Source organism: Streptomyces diversicolor, assembly GCF_057537855.1.
The window spans coordinates 1-26,152 of record NZ_BAAJXA010000033.1 but is presented as its reverse complement, the minus strand read 5'-3'; the positions used below and the strand labels follow the sequence as shown (position 1 = coordinate 26,152).

Genomic DNA, 26,152 nt, shown 5'->3' with positions numbered 1-26,152 from the left:
CTCGGCGTCTCGGGGACCGGGGTGAGCCGGTCCCATCGGATATGCAAGTAGAACACGGAATCAGTGCCTCCGAGAAGGCCGCTGTTTCCGTGTCTAGAACCTATGGGGATCGCCGGGCCATGCGCAAACTATTTTTCCGACGAGTTCGCATCAGTCGCCCCCGCCGTCTGCCGCACCGCTCCCGCCTGCGCAGATGGCCAGAACGGCGGCCCCGTACAGCTTGAGCTTGCGGGCCGGGACGCCGGGGATCCGGGACAGCTCGGGATAGTCCTCGGGCACGGACTCGGCGATCGCCATCAGAGTCTTGTCGGTGAACACACAGAAGTCCGGCTGGCCCGAACGCAGCGCCTGCTCCGCCCGCCACTCACGCAGCCGCTCGTAGATTCCCTCGTCCATGTCGGAGGGGCAGTCGTCACAGCGCATCAGTTTCATCTCACCGGCGTCGGTGAGCGTACGGCCGCAGACCCGGCACCGGGCCGGGGTCCGCTGGGTACGCCGGGGCGCGGCCGTGCCGTTCGCCGGCCGGCCCCGTTCGATGCCGCCCGCGGCACCGCCCGCCGCACGCCCGACCGTGGCCGTGGAACCCGGGCGCAGTCCGTCGAGGAAGCGGCTCGGACGGCGGCTCGGACGGCCGCCCGGGGACCGGGCGAGGGACCAGGAGACATGCAGCCGCTCCCGGGCCCGGGTCACACCGACATACAGGAGTCTGCGTTCCTCCTCGATCTGTTCGTCCGTCTTCGCGTAGCTGATCGGCACCATGCCCTCGGCGACGCCGACCAGGAAGACGACGTCCCACTCCAGGCCCTTGGCCGAATGCAGCGAGGCGAGGGTGACGCCCTGGACGGTCGGGGCGTGCTGGGCGTTCGCCCGTTCGTCGAGTTCCGCCACGAAGTCGCCCAGGGTGGCGCCGGCTCTGGCTGCGGCGAAGTCCTGCGCCAGACCGACCAGCGCCGCCAGTGATTCCCAGCGCTCCCGCACCGCCCCCGAGCCGGCCGGGGGCTCGGGGCTCCAGCCCTCCCCCGACAGGACCGCGCGCACCTGCGAGGGCAGGTCCACGACGTCGTCCAGCAGCGCGTCGTTGCCGCCGAAGCGGGCCGCGCCGCGCAGGGCGATGCCCGCCTTGCGCACCTCGGGGCGGTCGAAGAACCGCTCGGCGCCGCGCAGCTGGTAGGGCACCCCGGCGTCGGCGAGGGCCTGCTCGTAGGTCTCGGACTGGGAGTTCGTGCGGAACAGGATCGCGATCTCGGCGGCCGGGACCCCGGCGTCGACGAGTTCGCGGATGCGGCGGGCGGCGCCCTCGGCCTCGGCGGGCTCGTCCGCGTACTCGGTGTAGCCGGGCTCGGGGCCCGCGGCGCGCTGGGAGACCAGCTCAAGGCGGTGGTCGGCGGCCCGCCCGCGGGCCTGGGCGAGCAGCCCGTTGGCGAGGTGGACCACCTGGGGGGTGGAGCGGTAGTCGCGGACCAGTTTGACGACGGTGGCGCCGGGGTGGCGGATGCGGAAGTCGAGCAGGTGGTCGGGGGTCGCCCCGGTGAAGGAGTAGATCGTCTGGCTGGCGTCGCCGACGACGCACAGGCTGTCCCGGTCGCCGAGCCACAGCTCCAGCAGCCGCTGCTGGAGGGGGCTGACGTCCTGGTACTCGTCGACGACGAAGTGCTGGTACTGGGCGCGGACCTGCTCGGCGATGTCGTGCCGGTCCTGGAGGATCGCGACCGTCAGCAGCAGGACGTCCTCGAAGTCGATGACCGAGCGGCTGCGCTTGAGGTCTTCGTACACGGAGTAGAGCTGGGCGACCTCGGCCGCGTCGCGGGGGGTCTCACGGCCGGCCTTCACGGCGGCGAGCGGGTAGTCGGCGGGGACGGTCTGGGTGACCTTGGACCATTCGATCTCGGCGGTGACGTCGCGCAGCTCACCGCGGTCGAGGCGGATACGGCAGGCGGCTGCCGCGTCCGCGACGAGCTGGATCTTGCGGTCGACGAGCCGGGGCATGGCGCCGCCGACCGCCTTCGGCCAGAAGTACTGGAGCTGGCGGAGCGCGGCGGAGTGGAAGGTGCGGGCCTGGACCCCCTGTGCGCCGAGCTGGCGCAGCCGGCCGCGCATCTCGCCGGCGGCGCGGTTGGTGAAGGTGACGGCGAGCACGCTGGACGGCTGGAGGATGCCCGCACGCACGCCGTAGGCGATGCGATGGGTGATCGCCCGCGTCTTGCCCGTGCCGGCCCCGGCCAGCACGCACACCGGGCCGTGCAGGGCGGTGGCCACCTCGCGCTGCTCGGGGTCGAGCCCTTCGAGCACCGCGTCGGCCGAGTCCGGTACCTGCGGGAAGAGGGTGGAGTGCGTTGCTGCTGTCACACGGCCATGCTGCCAGGTCGCCCGGGACGGCTGTGACGGTTGTCCACAGGGAGCCCCTTGCAGTCGTACTAAGCGCTCCGCTGGAAATGCCGCGATAGGCCGTCGGTCGTCTGCGGCACCGTCGTGGCCGGTCGCGCAGTTCCCCGCGCCCCTCTGCACTTTGGGGCGCGGTCGAACCGCAGCGGACTTCACTGGACCTGCTTGGTGCGTCTGGCCTCGCGCCCGGCGGCCGTATACCCCCGGCGGGAATGGCGGGCCGGTGGCGTACGTTCCCCCACAGGACGACCTTCCCCGAGCTGCCAGAGGAGCGCGAGCGAGATGCAGGGCACTGTGACGATGTACAGCACGACGTGGTGCGGATACTGCCGTCGGCTGAAGAGCCAGATGGACCGGGAAGGCATCGCGTACACCGAGATCAACATCGAGCAGGACCCCGAGTCGGCCGCGTTCGTGGAGAAGGCGAACAACGGCAACCAGACGGTGCCGACCGTGCTCTTCGCCGACGGTTCGACGCTGACGAACCCGTCGCTGGCGCAGGTGAAGCAGAAGATCGGCGTGTGAGCGTTCCGCTCGTGCGGAGGGGTGGCGGTCCCGGCGGGACCGCCACCCCTCCGCCGTTCCCGGCCCCGTCCCCTGGCCTCAGACGAAGCTGCGGGTCGGCAGCGGCTTGCCGTACCACAGTTCGATGAGGCGGGCGGCGATGGAGATCCCGTACGGCGGCTGCACCTCGCCGGACTCGAAGGCGGCCCGCAGTTCTTCCCTGGAGAACCAGCGGGCCTCGTGGATCTCGTCGCCGTCGACCTCGATGTCGGTCGTCGTGGCGTGGGCCATGAAGCCCAGCATGAGGCTGGACGGGAACGGCCAGGGCTGGCTGGCGACGTACTCGACCCGGCCGACGGTGACGCCGGCCTCCTCGAAGACCTCGCGGCGCACCGACTGCTCGATGGACTCGCCGGGTTCGACGAAGCCGGCGAGCGTCGAGAAGCGGCCCTCGGGCCAGTGGACCTGGCGGCCGAGCAGAATCCGGTCCTCGTCGTCGGTGACCGCCATGATCACGGCGGGGTCGGTGCGCGGGTAGTGCTCGGCGCCACAGGCCGGGCAGCGGCGGATGTGACCGGCGGCCGCGATGACCGTGCGCTCTCCGCAGCGGGAGCAGAAGCGGTGGGTGCGCTGCCAGTTCTCCAGGCCGACCGCGTGCACCATCAGACCGGCGTCTCGCGGTGACAGGAGCAGCCCGGCCTCCCGCAGCCCGGCCGGACGGGCGGACTGGTCGATGCGGCCGGGCAGGGAGTCCTTCTGGAGGGCGAAGTAGCTGACGCCGTCCTCGTCGGTGCCCAGGAAGTAGCGGTGCGCCTCGGTGAGGGGGGCCTCGAAGGACGGGGTCATGACGAGTTCGGTACGGCCGTCCGCCGTCTCGTCGATGAGGACCTGGCCGCCGGAGACCACGAAGCAGCGGGTCGTGGGGTGGCTCCACGCCGCCGCGAGCCATGCCTCGTCGAGCCGGTGGTGGGCGGCGCGGTCGATGCCACTGGGTGCGGTGAGCGAGATGGGTCGGTCGGCGGTCTGGTCGGTCCAGGTGGTCACGGGTGCTTCCAACTCCCCCGGTGGAACGGTCGGGTTCGGCGGCGGTCGGCGGGATCTGGGGCGGGAGGGAACCGGGTCGGGCGGGTGCGGGGCGGGCAGGCGGTCCCTCCAGTGTGCCGCGCGGGCGGTGCGGCCCCGCGCGGCGCCGGATCAGGGCGCACGGCGCCAGTTCTGCGCGAGGTCGTCCCACAGGTGGGCACTGGCCTCGACGCCCTTGAGCAGCAGGTCGAGCTCGACCTTCTCGTTCGGGGCGTGCCAGCCGTCGGAGGGTACGGAGATGCCCAGGAACAGGACCGGGGCGCCAAGGACCTCCTGGAGGTCGGCGGCCGGTCCGGAGCCGCCCTCGCGGGTGAAGCGGACGGGTTTGCCGAAGGCGCGGACCATGGCGCGGACCACGGACCGCAGGGCGGGGTGGTCCAGCGGGGTCAGGCACGGGCGGGTGGCGGCGCCGAAGTCGATCTCGCAGCGGATCCCGGCGGGCACCTGGTCGGCGGCCCAGGCGCGGACGGCCTTCTCGATCTGGTCGGGGTCCTGGCCCGCGACCAACCGGAAGGACAGCTTCACCATCGCCGAGGCCGGGATGATCGTCTTGCTGCCGGGTCCCTGGTAGCCGCCGCCGATCCCGTTGACCTCGGCGGTGGGGCGGGCCCAGATGCGCTCCAGGGTGGTGTGTCCGGCCTCGCCGTGGGCGGCGTACGACTTGGCGGTGCGCAGCCACTGCTCCTCGTCGAAGGGCAGCTCGGCGAAGAGCGCGCGCTCGCGGTCGGTGAGGTGGGCGATGCCGTCGTAGAAGCCGGGGATCGCCACGCGCGCGTGCTCGTCGTGCAGGGCGGCGACGAGGCGGGCGGCGGCGGTGGCCGGGTTGGGCACGGCGCCGCCGAAGGAGCCGGAGTGGATGTCCTGGTCGGGTCCGTACAGGCGGATCTCGCACTCGGCGAGGCCGCGCATGCCGGTGCAGACGGTGGGGGTGTCCGCGGACCACATGCCGGTGTCGGAGACGATCACGGCGTCGGCGGCGAGCCGTCCGGCGTGCTCCTCGACCAGGGCCCGGAAGTGCGGGGAGCCGGATTCCTCCTCGCCCTCGATGAGCAGCTTGAGGTGGACGGCGGGGGCGGTGCGGCCGGTGGCGGCGAGGTGGGCGCGGACGCCGAGTGTGTGAAAGAACACCTGGCCCTTGTCGTCGGCGGCCCCGCGCGCGTACAGCCGGCCGCCGCGTACGACGGGTGCGAAGGGGTCGCTGTCCCAGCCGTCCTCGCGGGCGGCGGGCTGGACGTCATGGTGGCCGTAGACGAGGACCGTGGGTGCCCCGGGGTCGTCGGCGGGCCACTCGGCGAAGACGGCCGGGGCGCCCGGGGTCTCCCAGACCTCGGTGATCGGGAAGCCGGTCCTTGTGAGCGCGGCGGCGAGCCAGTCGGCGCTGCGTCGTACGTCGGGCGCGTGGTCGGGCTGGGCCGACACGGAGGGGATGCGCAGCCATGCGGCGAGGTCGTCGAGGAAGGCGGCGCGGTGTTGCTCGATGTACGCGCGGACGGCGCTGTCCGGGGTCTGGCTCATGCCATCGAGCCTATCGGCCCGCGCCGGCTTCCTGATCGGGCGGTTCGTCACACCGGGCCGCGCCGGTGAGCAGTCTTTCGAGCGCCGCCCGGTCCGGCAGGCCGTCCGGTCGTTCGACCTCGCCGCTGCGTACGTAGAGGAAGGCGGCGGTGACGGATTCGGGCGGTACGCCCTGCTGCTCGGCCCAGGCGATCCGGTACACCGCGAGCTGGAGCGGGTCGGCGCTGTGCCCGTGCCCGGTCTTCCAGTCGACGATCTCGTACGTGGCCGTGGCGCCGTCGCCGTGCTTGTAGACGGCGTCGATCCGGCCGCGCACGAGGCGTCCGGCGAGAGCGAGCTGGACGGGGACCTCGACGCGGTAGGGCGTGCGGTGGGCGTACTCGGTGCGTTCGAAGGCATCTTTGAGGGCTTCGAGGTCGCGTTCGTCGGCGATCTCGGCCTCGCTGCCGGGCAGTTCCTCCGGTTCCAGCATCGGCAGCGTCAACGCTTCGTAGCGGGCCTCTACCCAGGCGTGGAACCGGGTGCCTCGACGCGCGGCCGGTTGCGGGGGGCGCGGCATGGGGCGTGCGAGTTCCTGTGCGAGCCCGTCGGGGTCGGCGGCGAGGCGCAGCAGCTGGGTCGCGGTCAGCGTGGCCGGCAGGAGGACGTCGGTCACGGTCTCCCGCGCGCGCAGCAGTTCTCCGGTGAGCGCGTCGAGGTCGCGGTCCCAGGAGGCGACGGTGCGGGCTTCCTCGGGGGTGAGCGGGGTGGGGCCGGACTGCTCGGGGTGGAGGTGTGCGGGCGCCGGCGGGGCGGGGGCGCCCGCCTGGTGCGGGAGCGTCGGCCGGTCGGTGGCCCACGCGTCCCAGTCGGCCGGGTCCTCCGTGAACGGGGGCTCGTCCTCGTACGGAGGGAACTGCGGCTCGTCCTTGTGGGGGGTGTAGGGGGGCTCGGCGTCGAGTGGTGCGTCGTCGTCGGGCGGCGGGGGCCAGTCCGGGTCCTCATGGGTGTGCGGGTCGTGGACGGCCACCGGAGGGGCGTCCACGGGTGAGGTGAGGCCGTCCAGATGGGCGAGGACCGTCTGGGCGGCGGCACGGCGGCGGGCCAGGGCGTCGGCGTCCAGGGGCAGCGGCCAGGCCCGGTCGGCGGTCGCCTCGTGCAGGGCCGGGTTCTCCTCGCCCTCCTCGGGTTCGTCCGCCCACGCCTCGATCTCGCCGTGCCCGGCGGCGCAGTGGTCGTGCAGCGCGCGCAGGAAGTCGGAGGGGCCGCGGGGCTTCTTCTGGGCGGGGCCCCACCAGTGGCCGGAGCCGAGGAGCAGGGAGCGGGGGCGGGTGAAGGTGACGTAGCCGAGGCGTAGCTCCTCGGTGTGCTGGTGGTCCTTCACGGCCTCGTGGAAGTCCTTCATGCCGCGCGCGTCCCAGGTGGCAATGTCGGGCAGGGTGTCGGCGTCGCCGCGCAGCGCGTGCGGCAGCACCTTGGCCTGGGAGGTCCACTTCTCCCGGCCCTGGGTGCTGGGGAAGGTTCCGGTGACCAGGCCGGGGACGGCGACGACGTCCCATTCCAGGCCCTTGGACTTGTGGGCGGTGAGCACCTTGACGGTGTTCTCGCCTCCGGGCAGGGCGTTGTCGAGGCCCTTCTCGTACTGGGCCGCGGTGCGCAGGAAGCCCAGGAAGGCGAGCAGGGTGGCCTCGCTCTCGTTGGCGGCGAAGGAGGCGGCGACGTCCAGGAAGTTCGACAGGGTCTCGCGGCGGCGGGCCGCCAGGGCGTGCGGGGATGCGGACAGTTCCACTTCGAGGCCGGTGACGGCGAGGACGCGGTGCAGGACGTCCATCAGCGGGTCGGACAGGGAGCGCCGCAGTTCCCGCAGTTCGGTGGCGAGGCGGGCGAAGCGCACGCGCGCGTCCGTGGAGAAGGGCAGCCCGTCGTCGGCGCCGTCCGCGTCCATGGGGGATTCCAGGAACGTGTCGAGGGCGTCCGCGAGCGATATCACCTCGGACGGGTCGACCCCCTCGACGGCCTCGGCGAGCCTGCGGTCGGGGTCGTCGTCGGCGTCCACGCGCGCGTGGGACACGAGGAGGCGGGCGCGCCGTCCCAGCAGGGCGAGGTCGCGGGCGCCGATGCGCCAGCGGGGGCCGGTCAGCAGGCGGACCAGGGAGGCGTTGGCGCCGGGGTCCTGGAGGACTTCGCAGACGGCGACGAGGTCGGCGACCTCGGGCAGGTGCAGCAGCCCGGACAGGCCGACCACCTCAACGGGGATGTCGCGGGCGACGAGCGCGCCCTGGATCTCCGCGAAGTCGGTCGCCGTACGGCACAGGACGGCGATCTCGCCGGGCGCCGTCCCGGTGCGCACGAGGTGTGCGACGGAGTCGGCGATCCACGCGATCTCCTCGGCGTGGGTGCGCAGCAGGGCGCAGCGGACCATGCCGTCGCGCTCGGCTCCGGGGGCCGGGCGCAGGGCCTCCACGCCCGCGTGCAGTGCGCGCAGGGGCTCGGCGAGGCCGTTGGCGAGGTCGAGGAGACGGCCGCCGCTGCGGCGGTTCTCGCTGAGCGCCTGGCGGGTGGCGGGGCGGCCGTCGGCGTGTGCGAAGTGCTCGGGGAAGTCGTCCAGGTTCGCGACGGAGGCGCCGCGCCAGCCGTAGATCGCCTGGCAGGGGTCGCCGACGGCGGTCACAGGGTGGCCGGTGCCGCCGCCGAACAGACCGGCCAGCAGGACGCGCTGGGCGACGGAGGTGTCCTGGTACTCGTCGAGGAGCACCACGCGGAACTCCTCGCGCAGCGCGCGGCCGACGTCGGGGATCTCCGCGAGCGCCGCGGACAGGGCGATCTGGTCGCCGAAGTCGAGCAGGTCGCGGTCGCGTTTCGCGGCCCGGTAGCGCAGCACCAGCTCGGCGAGTTCGCGGCGGGCCGCGGCCGTCTCGGGGACCTTGCGCAGGTCGGCGTTGGTGAGCCTGGCGCCCTCCAGGGTGTGCAGCAGACCGGCGTCCCAGGTGCGCAGGTCCTCGGGGCGTACGAGGTGTTCGGCGAGTTCGGCGTCGAGCGCGAGCAGGTCGCTGACCAGGTCGGCGAAGGAGCGGGTGAGCGCAGGGTAGGGGCCGGGGGCCTCGCGCAGCACGCGCGCGGCGAGCTGGTAGCGGGTGGCGTCGGCGAGCAGCCGGGATGTCGGTTCCAGCCCGATGCGCAGGCCGTGGTCGGTCAGCAGGCGGCCCGCGAAGGCGTGGTACGTGGAGATGACCGGCTCCCCCGGCGGGTTGTCCGGGTCGATGGTGTCGGGATCGGTGACGCCGGCCTTGACGAGCGCCTTGCGGACGCGTTCGGCGAGTTCCCCGGCGGCCTTGTTGGTGAAGGTCAGGCCGAGGACCTGTTCGGGGGCTACCTGGCCGGTGCCCACGAGCCAGACCACCCGGGCCGCCATGACCGTGGTCTTGCCCGACCCGGCCCCGGCCACGATCACCTGCGGGGCGGGCGGCGCGGTGATGCAGGCCGTCTGCTCCGGGGTGAACGGGATGCCCAGGAGCTCCTTGAGCTGCTGGGGATCGGTGATACGGGCGGGCATGTCGCAGAGGTTATCGGCGGGCACTGACAGTCGGTGCCGGATCCCGCTGCCGGAGGGCTCGGGCGGCCGGGCCGGACGGGGGCGCGGACCGGTCCGGTCGCGGCAGGCCGGCACGGGCCGACGGGGCCACAGGCCGACACGGACACCGTGGACCGGCACCGAGCGCCACAGGCCGGCACTGGCGCCGCGGTCGGTACTGGCGCCGCGGTCGGTACGGCTGGTGGGGCGGGCCGTGGCAGCGGGCGTCCCGTAACGGCGCGGCGGCGGGCGGCGCGGGTCACTCGACCACGTGCCGCCCTTCCGGCCGTGCGCTGCACGACGCCCGGAACGCGCAGTGGGCGCAGTGCTGTCCCGTGGTCGGCGTGAACCGCTCGTCGAGAACCTTGCCCGCGGCGGTGGCGAGCAGTTCGCCGACCCACTCGCCCTCCGGGGGGTCCTGGGCCTGCACCTTGGGCAGGCTGTCGCCGCCGTCCCGCTTGGGCGCGCCCTGCCGCAGATGGACGAGTTCGGCGCCACCGGGTTCGGGACGCGTCCCGTCGAAGGCGTCGTCCACGGCGCCCTCTCGGACGGCCAGCTGGTAGACGGCCAGCTGGGGGTGGCGGGCCACCTCGGCGGTGCTGGGCGCCTGTTTGCCCGTCTTGAAGTCGACCACGTACGCACGTCCCTCGCCGTCCGTCTCCACGCGGTCCATCTGGCCTCGGATGCGCACCTCGTAGTCACCCGCTTCGAGGCTGACGTCGAAGTCATGCTCGCTGGTCACCGGCTTGCGGCCCGCGCGGGCGCCGTTGGAGTCGACGTGCCACGTCAGGAAGCGTTCGAGTGCCACGCGCGCGTTCTCCTTCTCCTGCGCCGACTTCCAGGGCGCGTCGAAGGCGAGCGCGTTCCACACCGACTCCAGGCGCTCCATCAGGACGTCGAGGTCGGCGGGGGTGCGTCCGGAGGCCACCTCGTCGGCGAGTACGTGCACGACGTTGCCGAAGCCCTGGGCGGTGGTGGCGGGTGCGTCGGCCTTCACCTCGCGCCCGAGGAACCACTGGAGGGCGCAGGTGTTGGCGAGCTGGTCGAGGGCGCTGCCGGACAGCACGACGGGCTGGCCGCGGTCGCGCAGCGGCACCCTGCTCGCGGTCGGCTCGTGCATGCCCCACCAGCGGTCCGGGTGCGCCGACGGGACGAGGGGGCGGCCTTCCTCGTCGCCGAGCGCGGCGAGCCGGGCCAGGCGGCGGGCGGCGGCCTCCCGCAGCGCGGCGGACGCGCGCGGGTCGACCGTGGTGGCGCGCAGCTCGGCGACCAGCGCTGCCACCGACAGGGGACGGCGCGGGCGACCGGTGACGTCCTGCGGCTCGACGCCCAGCTCGGTGAGGAACCGGGAGGGCTGGTCGCCGTCGTCCGCGGGCGCCTTCACCGCGGTCACGACGAGACGTTCACGCGCGCGTGTGGCGGCCACGTAGAACAGGCGGCGCTCCTCGGCGAGCAGCGCCCCGGGGGTGAGGGGTTCGGCGAGCCCGTCGCGGCCGATGCGGTCGGCCTCCAGGAGGGAGCCGCGGCGGCGCAGGTCCGGCCACAGGCCCTCCTGGACGCCGGCCACGACGACCAGACGCCACTCCAGGCCCTTGGCGCGATGTGCGGTCATCAGCCGGACGGCATCGGGACGCACGGCGCGGCCGGCGAGCGTGTTTGCGGCGATGTCCTCTGCTTCGATCTCCTCCAGGAAGTTCAGGGCTCCGCGGCCCCCGGTGCGCTCCTCGGCCCGCGCGGCGGTCGCGAACAGGGCGCACACGGCGTCGAGGTCGCGGTCGGCGTTGCGGCCTGCCGCTCCGCCGCGCCGGGCGGTCCGTGCCAGGCGGCCGGGCCAGGGCGTGCTCTCCCACAGGTCCCACAGCGCCTCCTCGGCGGTGCCGCCGTTCGCGAGGCGCTGCCGGGCCTTTCTCAGCAGCGCGCCGAGGCGCTGGGCTCCCCGGGCGTACGCAGGGTCGTGCGCGACCAGCCGTTCGGGCTCGGCGAGCGCCCGCGCGAGCAGCACGTCCGAGGGCGGCGGCAGCGGGTTGCCCGCCGCCCTCTCCTCCTCGCGCAGGGCCCGGCCGAGGCGGCGCAGATCGGCGGCGTCCATGCCGGCGAGGGGCGAGACGAGCAGGGTCAGCGCGGTCTCGGTGTCGAGCCAGGAGGTGTCCTCCCCGGCGGGCTCGACGGCGTCCCCGGAGCGCCGCTCCGCAAGGGCCCGCTCTCCGGAGACCGCCACGGGGGGCTCCTCCGCGGGCCCGCCCTCGTCGGGGATCGCGCCGTCCCGGCGCTCCCCGTCCTTCAGTGCGCCTTCTTCGGCCGGCCGCGCCGCCTCGGCCGTGGCCACCGCCCTGAGCGCCGTCAGCAGCGGTGCGACCGCCGGTTCATGGCGCAGCGGCAGGTCGTCGCCGTCGATGTCGAGGGGCACGCCGGCCGAGGTGAGGGCCCGGCGGACGGTGGGGATGGTGCGGGATCCGGCACGCACCAGGACCGCCATCTCGTTCCAGGGCACGCCGTCCTCCAGGTGTGCCCTGCGCAGGATGTCGGCGATGTTGTCCAGTTCGGCGCCGGCCGTGGGGTATGTGCAGACCTCGACGCGGCCGATGTCGCGTACCGGGGTGAGTTCGCGGTGGGCGCGCACCCTGTCGGCCGGTAGGCGGGTCAGGGGCATGCGCTGGGTCAGCAGCCGGGTGGCGGCCAGCAGGCCGGCCCCCAGGCGGCGTGAGGTCCGCAGCACCTCGACGGGGGCCGGGCGGCCGTCCCCGCGCGGGAAGGCCGCCGGGAAGTCCAGGATGCCGTTGACGTCGGCGCCCCGGAACGCGTAGATCGACTGGTCGGGGTCGCCGAAGGCGACCAGGGTGCGGCCGCCGCCGGCGAGGGCGTGCAGCAGGCGCACCTGGGCCGGGTCGGTGTCCTGGTACTCGTCGACGTACACGGCGTCGTACCGGGCCGCGAGGCGGGCGGCGGCCTCGGGCCGGTCGGCCAGCAGCACCGCGCGGTGGACGAGTTCCGCGTAGTCGAGGACGCCCTGAAGGTCGAGCACGTCGAGGTATTCGGCGAGGAAGGCCGCGGCGGCCCGCCAGTCGGGGCGGCCGATGCGCCGCGCGAAGGCGTCCAGGGCGGCCGGGCCGAGGCCCAGCTCCCGGCTGCGGGCGAGGACGGCTCGGACCTCGTCGGCGAAGCCCCGGGTGGTCAGACAGGCGCGCAGTTCGTCCGGCCAGCGCACATGGGCGAGACCGAGCCGTTCCAGGTCCGGCTGGCCCGCCAGCAGCTCGCGGACGGTCACGTCCTGCTCGGGGCCGGAGAGCAGGCGCAGCGGCTGCACGAACAGGTCGCTGTCCTGGTGGGCGCGGACCAGGGCGTAGGCGTAGGAGTGGAAGGTGGTCGCGCGGGGTGCGCGGGCCGCGCCCACCCGCCGGGCCATGCGGTCGCGCAGTTCGAGCGCGGCCCTGCGGCTGAAGGTCAGCACCAGGATCCGCTCGGGGTCCGCGCCGCGGGCGATCCGCGCGGCCACGGACTCCACCAGCGTGGTGGTCTTGCCGGTGCCGGGACCCGCGAGGACCAGCAGGGGCCCGGACCGGTGGTCAACCACCGCGCGCTGGGCGGCGTCCAGACGAAGGGGATCCGGCTCGGCCGGCGGGGTGCGGACCAGTCGGTAGGCGCCACGGCTCCCCTGCCGCACCTCTTGGTGCGGCAGGTGTCTGGTGGTGGAGAAGGAGCTCACGTGGTTCGCCGGTCCTGGTGCTCGTACTCGTCTGGCCGCCCCGCGTGCAAGGTGGTGGCCGCGGGGTGAGGGGGACACGCGCCGCCGACGCTACGCCGACGCGAGGCACGGAAGCAGGGCTTCCGCTTCTTCTCACGCGCCTCCCCAGGCGCATGAGCCCCACAACCCACGAACGTACGTCATGTCACGGACGTCCCCTGTGTCCCCCGAACGGGCCATGGGTTCCCCCAACGAGCCCTCTATGGCGGAAGCTGTCAGGTGTGACCCTGTGCGCTCTCGCCGCCGTCCCACCGGGCCCGTCTCATGTCGAGCCGCGGCAGGTGGCCCTCGGCGGCCCTGCCCGCCTCCTTCAGCGGTGTGCCCTCCGCGCGGTAGTGGCCGAGCGCGCGCAGTTCGTGGCCCGGGAGCAGCGCCCCGTCGGCCCGCACGACGCGCCACCACGGCACGGCTCCCCCGTAGAGGGCCATCACCCTGCCGACCTGGCGCGGGCCGCCCTCCTCCAGCCATTCGGCGACGTCCCCATATGTCATGACCCGCCCGGGCGGGATCCGTTCGGCGACGTCGAGGACCCGCTCGGCATACTCCGGCAGCGCGTCCGCGTGCCCCTGCGCGCCCGCCTCCTCAGGACGGCTCTCCTCGCTCATTCGCCCCATCCTGCCCCACCCCACCGACAACGCGGCGCGAGCGGTGTGATGCCCGCCCCTCGCCCTGCGGCGGCGTTTCCGGCACACTGTGCGCCCCGCATTTGCACCCTGATGACCCTGTGTGTCGGAGGGTCATGCCACCATCGTGCGGGCGGTGACCGGTGATACGAGACCAAGAAGAGACCATGAAGCAGCAGGGCGTGCACGCCGAGGGCGCGGAGGGCACCTCCGACGCCGGGGCGCGCCCGGACGCCGCCCAGCCGCACGGCACGAGCCCCGCCGAGGCGGACAACGGCACCGGCGCGGCGCACCTCGCCGACTGCCCGGATGACGCCCACGCCGACGAGGTCGAGGGCGACGAACCGCTGCTTCCCGCGCGCGTGCACCGGCCCTCCGACCTGATGCGCCTCCTGGTGGGCGTGCTGGCGATCGCCGTGCTCCTGGCCGTCGCCGCCTTCGCCCACGGCACCACCTCGGGCCTGGAACAGGACATCAACAAGGGCACCGGCCAGGCACCCGACCTGCTGATCAAGATCGCGGGGCTGGCGTCGAGCATCGCCATCCTCCTGGTGCCGGTCGCGTTCGCGATCGAGCGGCTGATCAAGCGGGACGGGCTGCGCATCGCCGACGGCGTCCTGGCGGCGGTCCTCGCGCACGGGGTGACGCTCGCCACCGACCTCTGGGTCGCCAGGGGCGCTCCGAACTCGATCCAGGAAGCGCTCACCCAGCCATCCCCCGGCAACATCCACGCCCTGACCGACCCGGTGCACGGCTACCTGGCCCCCGTCATCGCGTACATGACGGCCGTCGGCATGTCCCGCAGACCGCGCTGGCGTGCCGTGCTGTGGATCGTGCTGCTGCTCGACGCGTTCTCCATGCTCGTCACCGGCTATACGACGCCGTTCTCGATCATCCTGACGGTGCTGATCGGCTGGACCGTGGCCTACGGGACGCTGTACGCGGTCGGCTCCCCGAACGTCCGCCCCACCGGGCGCACGCTGATGGCGGGCCTGCGGCACGTCGGCTTCCACCCGGTGTCCGCCGCACGCGAGGAGGCCGCGGACACCGAGAACGGCGACCGCGGACGACGCTACTTCGTGACCCTGGAGGACGGTCCGCCGCTGGACGTCACCGTCGTCGACCGGGAGCAGCAGGCCCAGGGCTTCTTCTACCGGGCGTGGCGCAATCTGACCCTGCGCGGCTTCGCCACCCGATCCAGCCTGCAGTCGCTGCGCCAGGCGCTGGAGCAGGAGGCGCTGCTGGCGTACGCCGCCATCGCGGCCGGCGCCAACGCGCCCAAGCTGATCGCGACCTCCGAGCTGGGCCCGGACGCCGTCATGCTCGTCTACGAGCACACCGGCGGGCGCACGCTCGACTCACTGGCCGACGAGGAGATCACCGACGAGCTGCTGCGCCACGCCTGGCACCAGGTGCAGGCGTTGCAGTCGCGACGCATCGCGCACCGCAGGCTCGCGGGCGACGCGATCCTGGTGGACCGGTCCGGTTCGGTGATCCTCACCGATCTGCGCGGCGGCGAGATCGCGGCCGGAGATCTGCTGCTGCGTATGGATGTCGCCCAGCTCGTGACCACGCTCGGACTGCGGGTCGGCGCCGAGCGGGCGGTGGCCTCCGCGGTCGGCGTCCTCGGGCCCGACGCGGTCGCCGACTGTCTGCCGATGCTCCAGCCCATCGCCCTGACCCGCTCCACGCGCGCGACGCTGCGCAAACTGGCCCGCGAACGGGCGCAGCGCGAGCGTGAGGCGGTCCTGGAGGCAGCCCGGCAGGACAAGCAGGCCCGCCTGGAGGAGGCCCCGGACGACACGTCCCTGGAGAAGCCCGACAAGAAGGCCGTGCGCGCCGAGCAGCGGGCCGAGAAGAGGGCCATCGACGAGGCACTGGAGGAGGCCCGCGAAGACGATCTGCTCACCCAGATCCGGCACGAGGTGCTGCGCATCAGGCCGCAGGCGCCGGTGGAGCCGGCCCGGCTGGAGCGGGTCCGGCCACGCACGCTGATCAGCTTCATCGCGGGCGCCATCGGCGCGTACTACCTGCTGACACAGCTCACCCACATCGAGTTCGGCACGCTCTTCGCGCAGGCCCAGTGGGGTTGGGTCGCGGCGGCGGTGCTGTTCTCGGCGCTCAGTTACGTCGCCGCCGCGATGGCGCTCCTCGGCTTCGTGCCCGAGCGCGTGCCGTTCCTGCGGACCGTGGGGGCGCAGGTCGCCGGGTCGTTCGTGAAGATCGTGGCGCCGGCCGCGGTCGGCGGTGTGGCCCTCAACACACGCTTTCTGCAGCGCGCCGGCGTGCGCCCCGGGCTCGCGGTGGCGAGCGTCGGCGCGTCGCAGCTGTTCGGGCTCGGCTGCCACATTCTGATGCTGCTGTCCTTCGGCTACCTGACCGGCACCGAGAAGACCCCGTCGCTGTCCCCGTCCCGGACGGTCATCGCCGGCCTGCTGACGGTGGCGGTGCTCGTCCTCGTGGTGACCTCGGTGCCGTTCCTGCGGAAATTCGTCGTCACGCGCGTGAGGTCGCTGTTCGCGGGCGTCGTGCCGCGCATGCTCGACGTGTTGCAGCGCCCGCAGAAGCTGGTCACGGGCATCGGCGGGATGCTGCTGCTCACCGCCTGCTTCGTGATGTGCCTGGACGCCTCGATCCGCGCGTTCGGCGACGGGTCCACCTCGCTCAGCATCGCCAGTGTCGCCGTCGTCTTCCTGGCCGGCAACGCCCTCGGTTCCGCGGCGCCGACTCCGGGCGGTGTGGGCGCCGTGGAGGCCACGCTGACCGTCGGACTGATCGCCGTCGGGCTCCCCAAGGAGGTCGCCGCACCGGCCGTGCTGCTGTTCCGGCTGCTCACGCTGTGGCTGCCGGTGCTGCCGGGCTGGCTGGCCTTCAACCATCTCTCCCGCCGGGGCTCCCTGTAGCACGCCGGGGCACGGCCCGGCCAGGGGGGCGGCTCGTCCCTCGTACGGCCCGCGCCCCGAGCGCCCCGGCGTGCGCCGCCCCAGGATGGGATCATGAAGCCCTCCCGGATCCGCGCCGCCGTGGCCGCCGCCGTCCTGCTGCCCTCCCTGCTCGTGGCCTGCGGCGGCGGCTCGAAGGCCGGGGACCTGACGGCCCAGAAGCTGGACTGGAAGGACTGTCCGGCACCCTCCGAGGCGGAGGGCGGCGGCAACACCCCCTCGCCGCTGCCGGGCAGCGGCCCCTGGCAGTGCGCCACCCTGGAGGTGCCCCTGGACTGGAGCAACCCGAAGGGCGACACCATCGGGCTCGCCCTCATCCGGGCCAGGGCGAGCGGCGACCCGGGCAAGCGGATCGGCTCACTCATCTTCAACTTCGGCGGGCCCGGCGGCAGCGGCGTCACCACGCTGCCCGCCTTCGCCTCGGACTACGCGAAGCTGCGCACACGCTACGACCTGGTCAGTTTCGACCCGCGCGGCGTCGGCCGCAGCGCCCCCGTCAAGTGCAAGACCGACGCACAGCTCGACGTGTACTTCCAGCAGGACGCGACGCCCGACAACGCCACGGAGCGGGCCCAACTGGTGGACCGGACCAAGGGGTTCAACGCGGGCTGCGAGAAGAACTCCAAGACGATCCTGCCGTATGTGCGCACCACGGACGCCGCCCGCGACATGGACCTGATGCGCCAGGTCCTCGGCGACACCAGGCTGTACTACTTCGGCATCTCCTACGGCACCGAACTCGGCGGCGTCTACGCCCACCTGTTCCCCAGGAAGGTGGGCCGGGCCGTCTTCGACGCGGTCGTCGACCCCACCAAGACCCCCGAGCAGAACGCTCTGGGCCAGGCAAGGGGCTTCCAGCGCGCGCTCGACAACTTCGCCGACGACTGCACCTCGAAGGTCACCGAGTGCCCGATCGGCGACACCCCGCAGGACGTCAAGAACCGCATCGCCAAACTCCTCGCCGACCTCGACAAGAAGCCGATCCCGGGCATCTTCCCGCGCCAGCTCACCCAGACCGCCGCCACCAACGGCATCGCGCAGTCCCTGTACTCCAAGGATTTCTGGGAGTACCTGACCGAGGGCCTGGAAGAGGCGTACGACGGCGACGGCAGGATCCTGATGCTGCTGTCCGACTCGATGAACGGCCGCAACGCGAGCGGCGAGTACAGCAACCTCACCTCCGCGAACGTGGCCATCAACTGCGCCGACGAGAAACCGCGGTACAGCGTCGACCACATCCAGCGCAAGGTGCCCGAGTTCCGGGCCGCCTCCCCGCTGTTCGGGGACTTCCTGGCCTGGGGCATGATCAGCTGCACCAACTGGGCGGTGCCGGGCGCAGCCGACCACCCCGACGTGAGCGCGCCCGGATCCGCGCCGATCGTCGTCGTGGGCAACACCGGCGACCCGGCGACCCCGTACGAGGGTGCGCGGAGGATGGCGGACGCGCTCGGCAAGGGCGTCGGCATCCAGCTGACGTACAAGGGGCAGGGGCACGGCGCGTACGACAGCAAGAACAAGTGCGTGCAGGACGCCGTGAACGGCTATCTGCTGGACGGGAAGCTGCCGACCGCCGGCACGGTCTGCACCTGACCCACCATCAGATTCGATTAACCAGCAGGTCAGAGCGTTATCCACAGGCTGTAACGGGTCCGGCTCGATCCGCCTACTATGGCCTGACCGCCCTCCGCGACCGAGATGCGGAGGGCTTGCGAGGGGGGTGCACAAGGTGCGTTTCGTACGGTGGACGGCGGCGGTCGCGGCAGCGGTGCTGATGGCCGGATGCGGCGGCGGATCGTCCGACGGCAGTGGAGAAACAGGCGCGGGCGCGGGGGACGGGAAGGACCGGGCTGCTTCGCCTACGGCACCGGCCGGGCCGTCCAGGGCCGGGCTGCCCGCCTCGCTCACCGCGCAGCAGCCGGACTGGGGCCGCTGCGAGGCCACCGCGGACTCCGCGGCGCCGAGCGCCGACTGGCAGTGCGCGACGCTCAAGGTCCCGCTGGACTGGTCGAAGCCGGACGGCCGGACGATCGATGTCGCGCTGATCCGGGCGCGGGCCACCGGCGGCGACCGCATCGGCTCGCTGCTCTTCAACTTCGGCGGCCCGGGCGGCTCGGGCGTCTCGATGATGCCGTACTACGCCACGACGGTCGCCAAGCTGCGCGAGCGGTACGACCTGGTGAGTTTCGACCCGCGCGGCGTCGGCGCCAGCGAGGGCGTCCGCTGCCGCAGCGACCGCGACATCCAGGCCGCCGAGACCGTGGACAACACCCCCGACACCCCGGCCGAGGAAAAGGCGTTCCTCCAGGACGCCGCCGACTTCGGCAAGGGCTGCGCACGCGCCGCCGGAGAACTGATGGCGCATGCCTCGACGACCGACACCGCCCGCGACATGGACCTGATGCGCCAGGTCCTCGGCGACACGAGACTGCACTACTTCGGCATCTCCTACGGCACCGAACTCGGCGGCGTCTACGCCCACCTGTTCCCCGAGAACGTGGGCCGGATGATCCTGGACGCGGTCGTCGACCCGACCGCGGACACGGTGGGGCACGCCAAGAACCAGGCGCTGGGCTTCCAGCGAGCCCTGGACGACTACCTGAAATCCACCGGTCAGGACCCCGCGGAGGGATCCCGGAAGATCGCGGACCTGCTGGACCGGCTCGACGCCCGGCCGCTGCCGGCGACGTCCGGGCGCAGGCTCACCCAGTCGCTCGCGGTCACCGGCATCGCCCTGCCGCTGTACAGCAGGTCCCGCTGGCCGGAGCTGACCGAGGCGCTGGAGGCGGCCGAGCAGGGTGACGGCTCACGGCTGCTGTCCCTCGCCGACGACTACAACGAACGTGATTCCTCGGGGCGCTACGGCACCTCGTCCCACGCGCAACGGGTCATATCGTGCCTGGACGACAGGCAGCGGCCCACGCTGGAGGAGACGAAGAAGCTGCTGCCGGAGTTCGCGGAGATCTCCCCGGTGTTCGGGGAGTTCCTGGGCTGGGACACGGCCGGCTGGTGTCACGACTGGCCGGTCGCCGGGCAGTACGACACCCCGCAGGTGAGTGCGCCGGGTGCGGCCCCGATCCTGCTGGTCGGCAACACCGGCGACCCGGCGACCCCGTACGAGGGCGCCCGCAGGATGGCGGACGAACTGGGCAAGGGCGTCGGTGTGGAGCTGACCTGGAAGGGCGAGGGTCACGGGGCGTACGGCAGGGGCAGCGACTGTGTCGATACGACGGTGAACGCCTATCTGCTGGACGGGACGGTGCCGAAGGACGGCAAGGTCTGCGCCTAGCGGCCCAGGCGGCGCGCGCCCCGGGCATGTGGCGGGCAGCGCGAAGGGGCCCGGCAGGCGCGCTGCCGGGCCCCTTGGGAACCGGGGAGGGCGTTGGCCTAGTAGACCGGCTTGTCCGGCTCGATCTGGTTGACCCAGCCGATCACGCCGCCGCCGACGTGCACGGCGTCGGCGAAGCCCGCGGACTTCAGCACGGCGAGGACTTCGGCGCTGCGCACGCCCGTCTTGCAGTGCAGGACGATCTTCTTGTCCTGCGGAAGGCCCTCCAGCGCGGAGCCCATGAGGAATTCGTTCTTCGGGATGAGCCTGGCGCCCGGGATGGAGACGATCTCGTACTCGTTCGGCTCGCGGACGTCGATGATCTCGATGTTCTCGCCGTCGTCGATCCACTCCTTGAGCTGCTTGGGAGTGATCGTCGAGTCGGCGGCCGCCGCCTGGGCCTCCTCGGACACGACGCCGCAGAAAGCCTCGTAGTCGATGAGTTCGGTGACGGTCGGGTTCTCGCCGCAGACCGCGCAGTTCGGGTCCTTGCGGACCTTGACCTGGCGGTACTGCATCTCCAGGGCGTCGTAGATCATCAGGCGGCCGACCAGCGGCTCACCCGTGCCGGTGAGGACCTTGATCGCCTCGGTGACCTGGATGGACCCGACGGACGCGCACAGCACGCCGAGCACGCCGCCCTCGGCGCAGGAGGGCACCATGCCGGGCGGCGGGGGCTCCGGGTAGAGGCAGCGGTAGCAGGGGCCGTGCTCCGACCAGAACACCGACGCCTGTCCGTCGAAGCGGTAGATCGAGCCCCACACGTACGGCTTGTTGAGCAGCACGCACGCGTCGTTGACCAGGTAGCGGGTCGCGAAGTTGTCCGTACCGTCGACGATCAGGTCGTACTGGCTGAAGATGTCCATCACGTTGTCGGCCTCAAGCCGCTCCTCGTGAAGGATCACGTTCACGTACGGGTTGATGCCCTTGACGGTGTCACGCGCCGACTCGGCCTTGGAGCGGCCGATGTCGGCCTGGCTGTGGATGATCTGGCGCTGCAGGTTCGACTCGTCGACCTCGTCGAACTCCACGATGCCGAGCGTGCCGACGCCCGCGGCGGCCAGGTACATCAGTGCCGGCGAGCCCAGGCCACCGGCGCCCACACAGAGCACCTTCGCGTTCTTCAGCCGCTTCTGCCCGTCCATCCCGACGTCAGGGATGATCAGGTGGCGGGAGTACCTGCGGACCTCGTCTACGGTGAGCTCGGCGGCCGGCTCGACCAGGGGTGGCAGCGACACGGGGACTCCGTTGGTCGGTCAAACACTACAGTTGTTCTACCCGTAACACTGCCACGGCCTTTTTCATTCCGAGACACCCGTTCCGATCCGCGAGACGATGTCGTCCCAGTAGCCGGGCATCGTCTCCCAGGGGTCGATGTGGCCGCCGCGGTCGGTGCGGTCCGTGAAGTAGATCGTGGCCGCGCCCTGCCAGCGGGCGATGCGCAGCGCCTCTTCGAGGTGGCCGCGGGGCACGCCGTGCACGAAGTGGCAGAAGCGGTCGGGCGGGTAGTCGGCGGTCCACTCGGCGGCCTGCGACCAGCGGTAGTCGGACCAGGTGCCGGAGAAGGTGACCAACTGGTCGGCGTTCTCGGCGTAGCCCGGGTGCGGGTGGGCGCCGTGGCCGAGGACGATGTGGGTGGCCGCGTCGAGGGTGCGCAGCGCGGTGACGACACGCCGGATGTCGGGCAGGTCGGCGCGCTCGGTGGGGCAGCGGGCCAGCAGGAAGCCGTCGACCTGGTACCAGTCGCGGTAGCGGCGCGCGTCCCAGAGCAGGTCGGCGCGGGCGCGGGCGCCGTACGCGGCGTCCAGGTGGCCGAGGACGCGGACGCCTTTGTTGCGCAGCCGGCCCGCGGCCTCCAGGCAGTGCGGGTCGGGGTGCGCGCCGGGGCCGTCGGCGACATCGAGGACCACCCAGTGCAGGGGCGTGCCGGGACGGGTGAGTTCGGCCCACTCGGCCGGGGCGAGGAGGGGGTGCGCAAGGCCGGGGACGCCGAAGCCGGTGCGCAGAGCGGCGCGGGCGGTGCCCTCCGGGGTGCTGGTCAGATACGGCATGCGGCCTCCATCCAGATGTCGGCGAGGGATTCCTCAAGGTTGATCCGGGGGCGCCAGCCGAGCCGGTCGCGTGCGGTGCGTACGTCGGCCTGCTGCCAGCTGCCGCAGCCGTCCGGGTACGGGTACGCGACGGGCGGCGTGTGGTCGGAGTCGGCGCGGGGGTGCCCGATGGCGGTGCGCAGCGGGCCGGGAGGTCCGTCGAGTTCGTGCAGGGCGCCGCCGTATCCGGCGACGCGGGCGAGGACGGCGGCGGCGTCCCGGAGCCGTACGGCCCGGCCGGAGCCGATGTTGATGACGCCCTGCGCGGCGGAGAGGGAGGCCGCGTGCACGGCGCGGGCCACGTCGCGTACGTCGACGAAGTCGCGCTGCACGCCGAGGCCGCCCAGTTTGAGTTCGCCGTCGCCGGCCTGCATGGCGCGGCGCATGGCTTCGGCGAGCCGGCCGAGCGGCGATCCTGCCGGGGTGCCGGGGCCGGCGGGCGAGAACACTCGCAGCACGACGGCGTCCAGGCCCGATCCGAGGACCAGTTCGGTGGCGGCGAGCTTGCTGACGCCGTACGGGCCGCCGGGGCGGGGCACCGCGTCCTCGGCCGTGGAGGAGCCGGGCTGGCTGGGCCCGTACTCGGAGCCGCAGCCGATCTGCACCAGGCGGGCGCCGCAGCCGCTGCGCCGCAGGGCCTCGCAGACCGTGGCGACGGCGACGGTGTTGTGCCGGGTCAGTTCGCGGGCACCGCCGCGGGTGGCGCCCGCGCAGTTGACGACGACGCCAGGGTGGACCGCGTCCAGGAAGCGGGTGAGCGCGCCGGGGCTGCCGGTCGCGAGGTCGAAGCGGACGTCGGCGTCGTCGCCGCGGCCGAGCGCGGTGAGCTGGACGGCCGGGTCGGCGAGCAGACGGTCGGCGACGAATCGGCCGATGTAGCCGTTGGCTCCGATCAGCAGGACCCTCATCGTTCGGCTCCCGGGGTGTGTGCTCCGGCTGCTCCGGTGGCTCCGGATGCTCCGGGTCGGGAGGTGGTCATCTGGTCTTCTCCTTCGAAGGGGTGATGCGGTCGCCGCCGCACGTGGGGCCGGGCGTCTGCGAGTGGGTTCACGTCAGCTCTCCGGTCGGCGCGTGGGCCGAGGCCCGGGTCAGGGCGCGGCTCGCGTGGAGCAGCAGCGCCAGTGCGGCCGTCGCGCAGGCGAGCGTCGGGACGCCGCCGGGCCCCCAGGCGTCCACCAGGGCCTCGACGGGGGTGGCCAGGAAGGCGCAGCCGGGGAGGCGGGCGGCGAGGGCAAGGGCGGGCGCCAGTGCCTCGGCCGTGGCCGCGGCGGCGAGGGCAAGGGCCGCGGGGTGCGGTAGGTGGTGGACGGTGAGGAGACGGGCGAGCAGGAGGAGGGCACCGAGGGCAAGCGTCTGGGGGTAGGCGGCGGGCTCGCGCAGGACCACGCCGCACAGCGCGGCGAGGACGGCGAGCGCGCCGAGGAACAGGGCGAACGTGCCGAACAGCAACGGCCGCACGGCGGCGGCGAACTCCTCAAGGCCGCGGCTGCCGTCGAGTCTGCGGCGGGCGCGGGTGGCGAAGAGGTGGGCGCAGCAGGCCGCCGGGACGCAGGCCAGGGTGAGGGCCAGGACGGGTGCGGCGGTCAGCGGCCAGGGGCCGTCCGCGGTGCCGTTCGGCAGTCCGTCGGGGCCGCCGGACAGGGCGGCCCTGAGGAGGCCGTCGCCGAGGAGTGCGTAGCCGAGCAGCCACCAGGTGCCCGTGTGGGTGCCGTCCGCGGGGCGCCACGCGTGCGTGCCGGACGGCGTGCTCAGCGGGCCGCGGCGCAGTGCCGCACGCACGCCGAGTGCCACGGCGAGGACGCCTGCGACGGCCACCAGGAGGCGGGCGCGGCCGTGGGTGAGGTGCAGGCCCGCCAGGGTGAGTCCGGTCACGGCACCGGGCAGCAGGGCGCGCAGGACCCAGTCGGCGCGTGCCCGGACGGCCGGGGCGGTTCGTGCAGGCGGCGGGGGCCGGTCGCCGTCGCGGGGGACGCGCGCGTACATCTCCTCGGCGAGTGAGAAGACGTCGCGGTGGCGGAAGCGGGCGGCGGTCCGGTCGGTGATGCCGTGCGCCTCAAGGCCGGCGGCGATCTCCAGCGGGTCCACGGCCCGTTCGCACAGGTCGCGGTGCCGGTGCATCAGCGTCTTCACGGGGTCGGCCCCGCGCCGCGCCCTGGTCCCGCGCCTCGTGTCCGAGCCGGCACCGTCCGCACCGCGGTCCCGGCCGGCGCCGCTTCCCTCACCTGCGTCGCGGCCTGCGCCCGTCGGCCTCGCGCCGGCCGGGGTGCGGGCCGGGGCGCCGAACGCCGGCCGTTCACCGGTGCCGTCCGTGGTGGCGTCGGCGGTCGCGGCACCGGCCGCCGGGTGTCCGGCGGTGTCCTCCTGAGCCCGCATGACGTCCCTCACGTCCCTCACACCCCTCGCTTCCCTCACATCGGCCTCGCCGGTCACGTCGGCCTCGCCGATCGCGAAGGCCGCGTACGGGTCACCGGATTCACCGGCCGCAGGGGACTCACCAGGCTCGTCCGGTTCCTTCGGTTCTCCGAAGAGCCAGCCCTCGGAGCGGGCGTCCCAGGCGCCGGGGCTGGCCGGGGTTCCGGGGCGGTCCAGTTCGCCCAGGCCGCTCATCGGGCGCCCTCCGTGGCCGCAACCGGGGTCGCCGCCACCGGGTCGGAGGCGGTGACGGCCCAGCCGGGGCCGCCGCGAGCGAGGACGCGGCTTGCCGGGCCGGTCCAGCGGCCGGGGATGTGCGCCTCGGCCGGGACGGCGAACGGCAGGGGTTCACCGGAGCCGTCGAGGACCACGCGCCGCACCGGACAGCGCGAGACGGCCTCCAGGTAAATGCCGTGAAATGCCGCGATGTTCTGCTCGACCGTGAACAGTTCGAGCGCGCGGGCGCGGGCGGCCGCGCCCAGGCGCTCACGGCGCTCGGGGTCGCGCAGCAGCGCCACGCAGGCTTCGGCGAGCGCCCGCGGGTTGCGCGGCGGCACGACGAGGCCCGTGCCGCCGATGACCTCGACCACCGCGCCGACGTCCGTGGACACCGTCGCACGGCCGCAGAGCATCGCTTCGACGAGACCGATGGGGAAGCCCTCGACCACGCTGGACAGGACGACCACGGCACCCGAGGCGTACGCGTCGGCCAGGGTCGGGGTCTCCGGGCCGCCGATCTCCTCGAAGGACACCGGATTGTCCCCGACGGCGTGCACGCCGTCCGCCTCGTCCGGGAAGAGCTGGGCGGCGAGCGCCCTGCAGTGCCCCAGATAGGCCCGGCCCTCGGGGTCCGCCGGCGCGCCCACGATCCGCAGCCGGGTCTTGGGCTGCGCCCTGCGGACCTCCGCGAAGGCGTGCAGCAGCGACACCAGGTCCTTGGCGGGCTCCACCCGGCCGACCCACACCAGCGTGTCCGCGTCGGCGCGCTCCTGGGACTCGCCGACCTCGGCGAAGCGGGACGCCTCCATGCCCGGGTAGACCGTACGGATCCGGGAACGGTCGGCGCCGCACCGCTCCTGCCAGCGGCGGGCATGGGTGTTGCCCGGGGTGAGGAGCACGGCTCGTGCGTAGATCTCGGCGACGAGCCGGCGGTTGAAGGCGGCGAGCAGCGCCCGTACGGCGGGGGGCTGCGTCCCGGCGCCGGCGGCCAGGTAGTGCGAGCGCAGTTGTACGCCGTACTCGGTCACCACGAGGGGCACGCCGGAGAAGTGGCCGGCGAGCAGTCCTGGCAGGGCCGCGGGGCCGCCGGCCGTCGCATGGCACAGGTCCACGGAGCCGAGGCCGTCGTCCTCGTACCAGTCGAGGGAGAGGGGGCGCAGGGCGCGTTCGAGGTGTGCGGCGACGGTGAGGAGGTCGGGGACGCGGGCCTCGCGCACCGTGCGGGGTGCGCCGGGGGCGCGGCAGGCACGTTCCAGCGCGCGTACGGCGGTCTCGGAGCGCAGTGCGCCGACGAGCCCGCCCTCGTCGCGGGCCAGTTCCGCGAGCCCGTACAGGGCGCTGGCGAAACGGTCCGCCTGACCGTCCGAGCCGGTGCAGACGGCCCTCGCCAGATCCTCGTAGCACTCGGCGAAGCGCCGGCGCGCGCGCCGTGCGTAGCCGACCCCGTCGTCCTCGGCCGTCCAGAGCGGTGCCGTGCGTACGCGGCTGACCTGCGGTGGAAGCGGAAGCCAGCCCTCGTCCTCCTGTTGCCTGCTGCGGCTGAGCGCGTAGATGTCGAACTCATGCTGTCCGAGCCCGCGTACGAGCCGGTCGCACCAGAGTCTGGCGTCACCGCTCACATACGGGTAGCCACCCTGGGTAAGCAGTCCGATGCGCACGTGTGCACCCCCGATCTCCCTTTTGGGGAGCCGCCGTTGTCCCGACGGCTCACAGCGGGACGAACGTAAGCGGACAGGACGGTGGTGGGGGGGGGGGGGGGGGGGGG

15 protein-coding genes are annotated in these 26,152 nt (G+C 73.3%); 4 read left to right on the top strand and 11 right to left on the bottom strand.

All coding sequences use genetic code 11. The features are described 5' to 3' along the window. Window positions 1–150: 150 nt before the first annotated feature. Window positions 151–2,346 (bottom strand): ATP-dependent DNA helicase UvrD2, encoded by a 2,196-nt coding sequence (locus AC27LF_RS31980; RefSeq protein WP_479656227.1) that lies wholly within the window; start codon window positions 2,344–2,346, stop codon window positions 151–153. A gap of 318 nt (window positions 2,347–2,664) precedes the next feature. On the opposite strand from AC27LF_RS31980, the gene AC27LF_RS31975 reads away from it, so the two are divergent. Then, entirely contained in the window at window positions 2,665–2,907 is a 243-nt protein-coding gene (locus AC27LF_RS31975) for a mycoredoxin (RefSeq protein ID WP_404024664.1), read from the top strand. Window positions 2,908–2,985: 78 nt separating this feature from the next. Here AC27LF_RS31975 and nudC read toward each other — a convergent pair whose 3' ends face one another. The 5 genes from nudC to AC27LF_RS31950 all read right to left on the bottom strand — a co-directional run bounded on the left by nudC (window position 2,986) and on the right by AC27LF_RS31950 (window position 13,381). Then, window positions 2,986–3,930 (bottom strand): NAD(+) diphosphatase, encoded by a 945-nt coding sequence (nudC, locus tag AC27LF_RS31970; RefSeq protein WP_479656228.1) that lies wholly within the window; start codon window positions 3,928–3,930, stop codon window positions 2,986–2,988. A 150-nt stretch (window positions 3,931–4,080) separates the two neighbouring features. Beyond that, window positions 4,081–5,484 carry a dipeptidase gene (locus AC27LF_RS31965; protein WP_479656229.1) on the bottom strand — a complete coding sequence of 468 codons (1,404 nt, stop codon included), beginning with the start codon at window positions 5,482–5,484 and terminating at the stop codon, window positions 4,081–4,083. A gap of 10 nt (window positions 5,485–5,494) precedes the next feature. Then, window positions 5,495–9,016 (bottom strand): ATP-dependent helicase, encoded by a 3,522-nt coding sequence (locus AC27LF_RS31960; RefSeq protein ID WP_479656230.1) that lies wholly within the window; start codon window positions 9,014–9,016, stop codon window positions 5,495–5,497. A gap of 277 nt (window positions 9,017–9,293) precedes the next feature. Continuing rightward, window positions 9,294–12,737 carry an ATP-dependent helicase gene (locus AC27LF_RS31955; RefSeq protein ID WP_479656231.1) on the bottom strand — a complete coding sequence of 1,148 codons (3,444 nt, stop codon included), beginning with the start codon at window positions 12,735–12,737 and terminating at the stop codon, window positions 9,294–9,296. A 254-nt stretch (window positions 12,738–12,991) separates the two neighbouring features. Then, complete coding sequence (locus AC27LF_RS31950) at window positions 12,992–13,381, bottom strand: MGMT family protein (RefSeq protein WP_479656232.1); 390 nt, start codon at window positions 13,379–13,381, stop codon at window positions 12,992–12,994. Between the two features lie 185 nt (window positions 13,382–13,566). Here AC27LF_RS31950 and AC27LF_RS31945 point away from each other — a divergent pair, with 185 nt between their 5' ends. The 3 genes from AC27LF_RS31945 to AC27LF_RS31935 all read left to right on the top strand — a co-directional run bounded on the left by AC27LF_RS31945 (window position 13,567) and on the right by AC27LF_RS31935 (window position 19,627). Then, window positions 13,567–16,302: a lysylphosphatidylglycerol synthase domain-containing protein gene (locus AC27LF_RS31945; RefSeq protein ID WP_479656233.1), complete on the top strand. Its 2,736-nt coding sequence runs from the start codon at window positions 13,567–13,569 to the stop codon at window positions 16,300–16,302. Between the two features lie 93 nt (window positions 16,303–16,395). Continuing rightward, window positions 16,396–17,931, top strand: a complete 1,536-nt coding sequence (locus AC27LF_RS31940; RefSeq protein WP_479656234.1) for an alpha/beta hydrolase — start codon at window positions 16,396–16,398, stop codon at window positions 17,929–17,931. Between the two features lie 181 nt (window positions 17,932–18,112). Then, window positions 18,113–19,627 carry an alpha/beta hydrolase gene (locus tag AC27LF_RS31935; protein ID WP_479656371.1) on the top strand — a complete coding sequence of 505 codons (1,515 nt, stop codon included), beginning with the start codon at window positions 18,113–18,115 and terminating at the stop codon, window positions 19,625–19,627. 98 nt (window positions 19,628–19,725) lie between these two features. Here the strand turns inward: AC27LF_RS31935 and moeZ are convergent, their stop codons facing one another. The 5 genes from moeZ to AC27LF_RS31910 form a co-directional block, all read right to left on the bottom strand. Beyond that, window positions 19,726–20,904, bottom strand: coding sequence for an adenylyltransferase/sulfurtransferase MoeZ (gene moeZ, locus AC27LF_RS31930; RefSeq protein ID WP_479656235.1), 1,179 nt, complete (start codon window positions 20,902–20,904; stop codon window positions 19,726–19,728). Window positions 20,905–20,967: 63 nt separating this feature from the next. Beyond that, window positions 20,968–21,717, bottom strand: a complete 750-nt coding sequence (locus AC27LF_RS31925; protein ID WP_479656236.1) for a spherulation-specific family 4 protein — start codon at window positions 21,715–21,717, stop codon at window positions 20,968–20,970. Next, window positions 21,705–22,664 (bottom strand): NAD-dependent epimerase/dehydratase family protein, encoded by a 960-nt coding sequence (locus tag AC27LF_RS31920; RefSeq protein WP_479656237.1) that lies wholly within the window; start codon window positions 22,662–22,664, stop codon window positions 21,705–21,707. Before AC27LF_RS31920 ends, AC27LF_RS31925 begins: the two co-directional genes overlap by 13 nt. A 139-nt stretch (window positions 22,665–22,803) precedes the next feature. Continuing rightward, complete coding sequence (locus tag AC27LF_RS31915; RefSeq protein WP_479656238.1) at window positions 22,804–24,363, bottom strand: hypothetical protein; 1,560 nt, start codon at window positions 24,361–24,363, stop codon at window positions 22,804–22,806. Beyond that, window positions 24,360–26,045, bottom strand: coding sequence for a DUF3492 domain-containing protein (locus AC27LF_RS31910; RefSeq protein WP_479656239.1), 1,686 nt, complete (start codon window positions 26,043–26,045; stop codon window positions 24,360–24,362). Before AC27LF_RS31910 ends, AC27LF_RS31915 begins: the two co-directional genes overlap by 4 nt. Window positions 26,046–26,152 lie beyond the last annotated feature (107 nt).

What these genes read in the sequence shown, in the direction of transcription:
- AC27LF_RS31975 (WP_404024664.1), top strand. Translation starts at nt 2,665, where the DNA reads ATGCAGGGCACTGTGACGATGTACAGCACGACGTGGTGCGGATACTGC.
- AC27LF_RS31965 (WP_479656229.1), bottom strand. Translation starts at nt 5,484, where the DNA reads ATGAGCCAGACCCCGGACAGCGCCGTCCGCGCGTACATCGAGCAACAC.
- AC27LF_RS31960 (WP_479656230.1), bottom strand. Translation starts at nt 9,016, where the DNA reads ATGCCCGCCCGTATCACCGATCCCCAGCAGCTCAAGGAGCTCCTGGGC.
- AC27LF_RS31950 (WP_479656232.1), bottom strand. Translation starts at nt 13,381, where the DNA reads ATGAGCGAGGAGAGCCGTCCTGAGGAGGCGGGCGCGCAGGGGCACGCG.
- AC27LF_RS31945 (WP_479656233.1), top strand. Translation starts at nt 13,567, where the DNA reads ATGAAGCAGCAGGGCGTGCACGCCGAGGGCGCGGAGGGCACCTCCGAC.
- AC27LF_RS31940 (WP_479656234.1), top strand. Translation starts at nt 16,396, where the DNA reads ATGAAGCCCTCCCGGATCCGCGCCGCCGTGGCCGCCGCCGTCCTGCTG.
- AC27LF_RS31935 (WP_479656371.1), top strand. Translation starts at nt 18,113, where the DNA reads ATGGCCGGATGCGGCGGCGGATCGTCCGACGGCAGTGGAGAAACAGGC.
- AC27LF_RS31925 (WP_479656236.1), bottom strand. Translation starts at nt 21,717, where the DNA reads ATGCCGTATCTGACCAGCACCCCGGAGGGCACCGCCCGCGCCGCTCTG.
- AC27LF_RS31920 (WP_479656237.1), bottom strand. Translation starts at nt 22,664, where the DNA reads ATGAGGGTCCTGCTGATCGGAGCCAACGGCTACATCGGCCGATTCGTC.
- AC27LF_RS31915 (WP_479656238.1), bottom strand. Translation starts at nt 24,363, where the DNA reads ATGAGCGGCCTGGGCGAACTGGACCGCCCCGGAACCCCGGCCAGCCCC.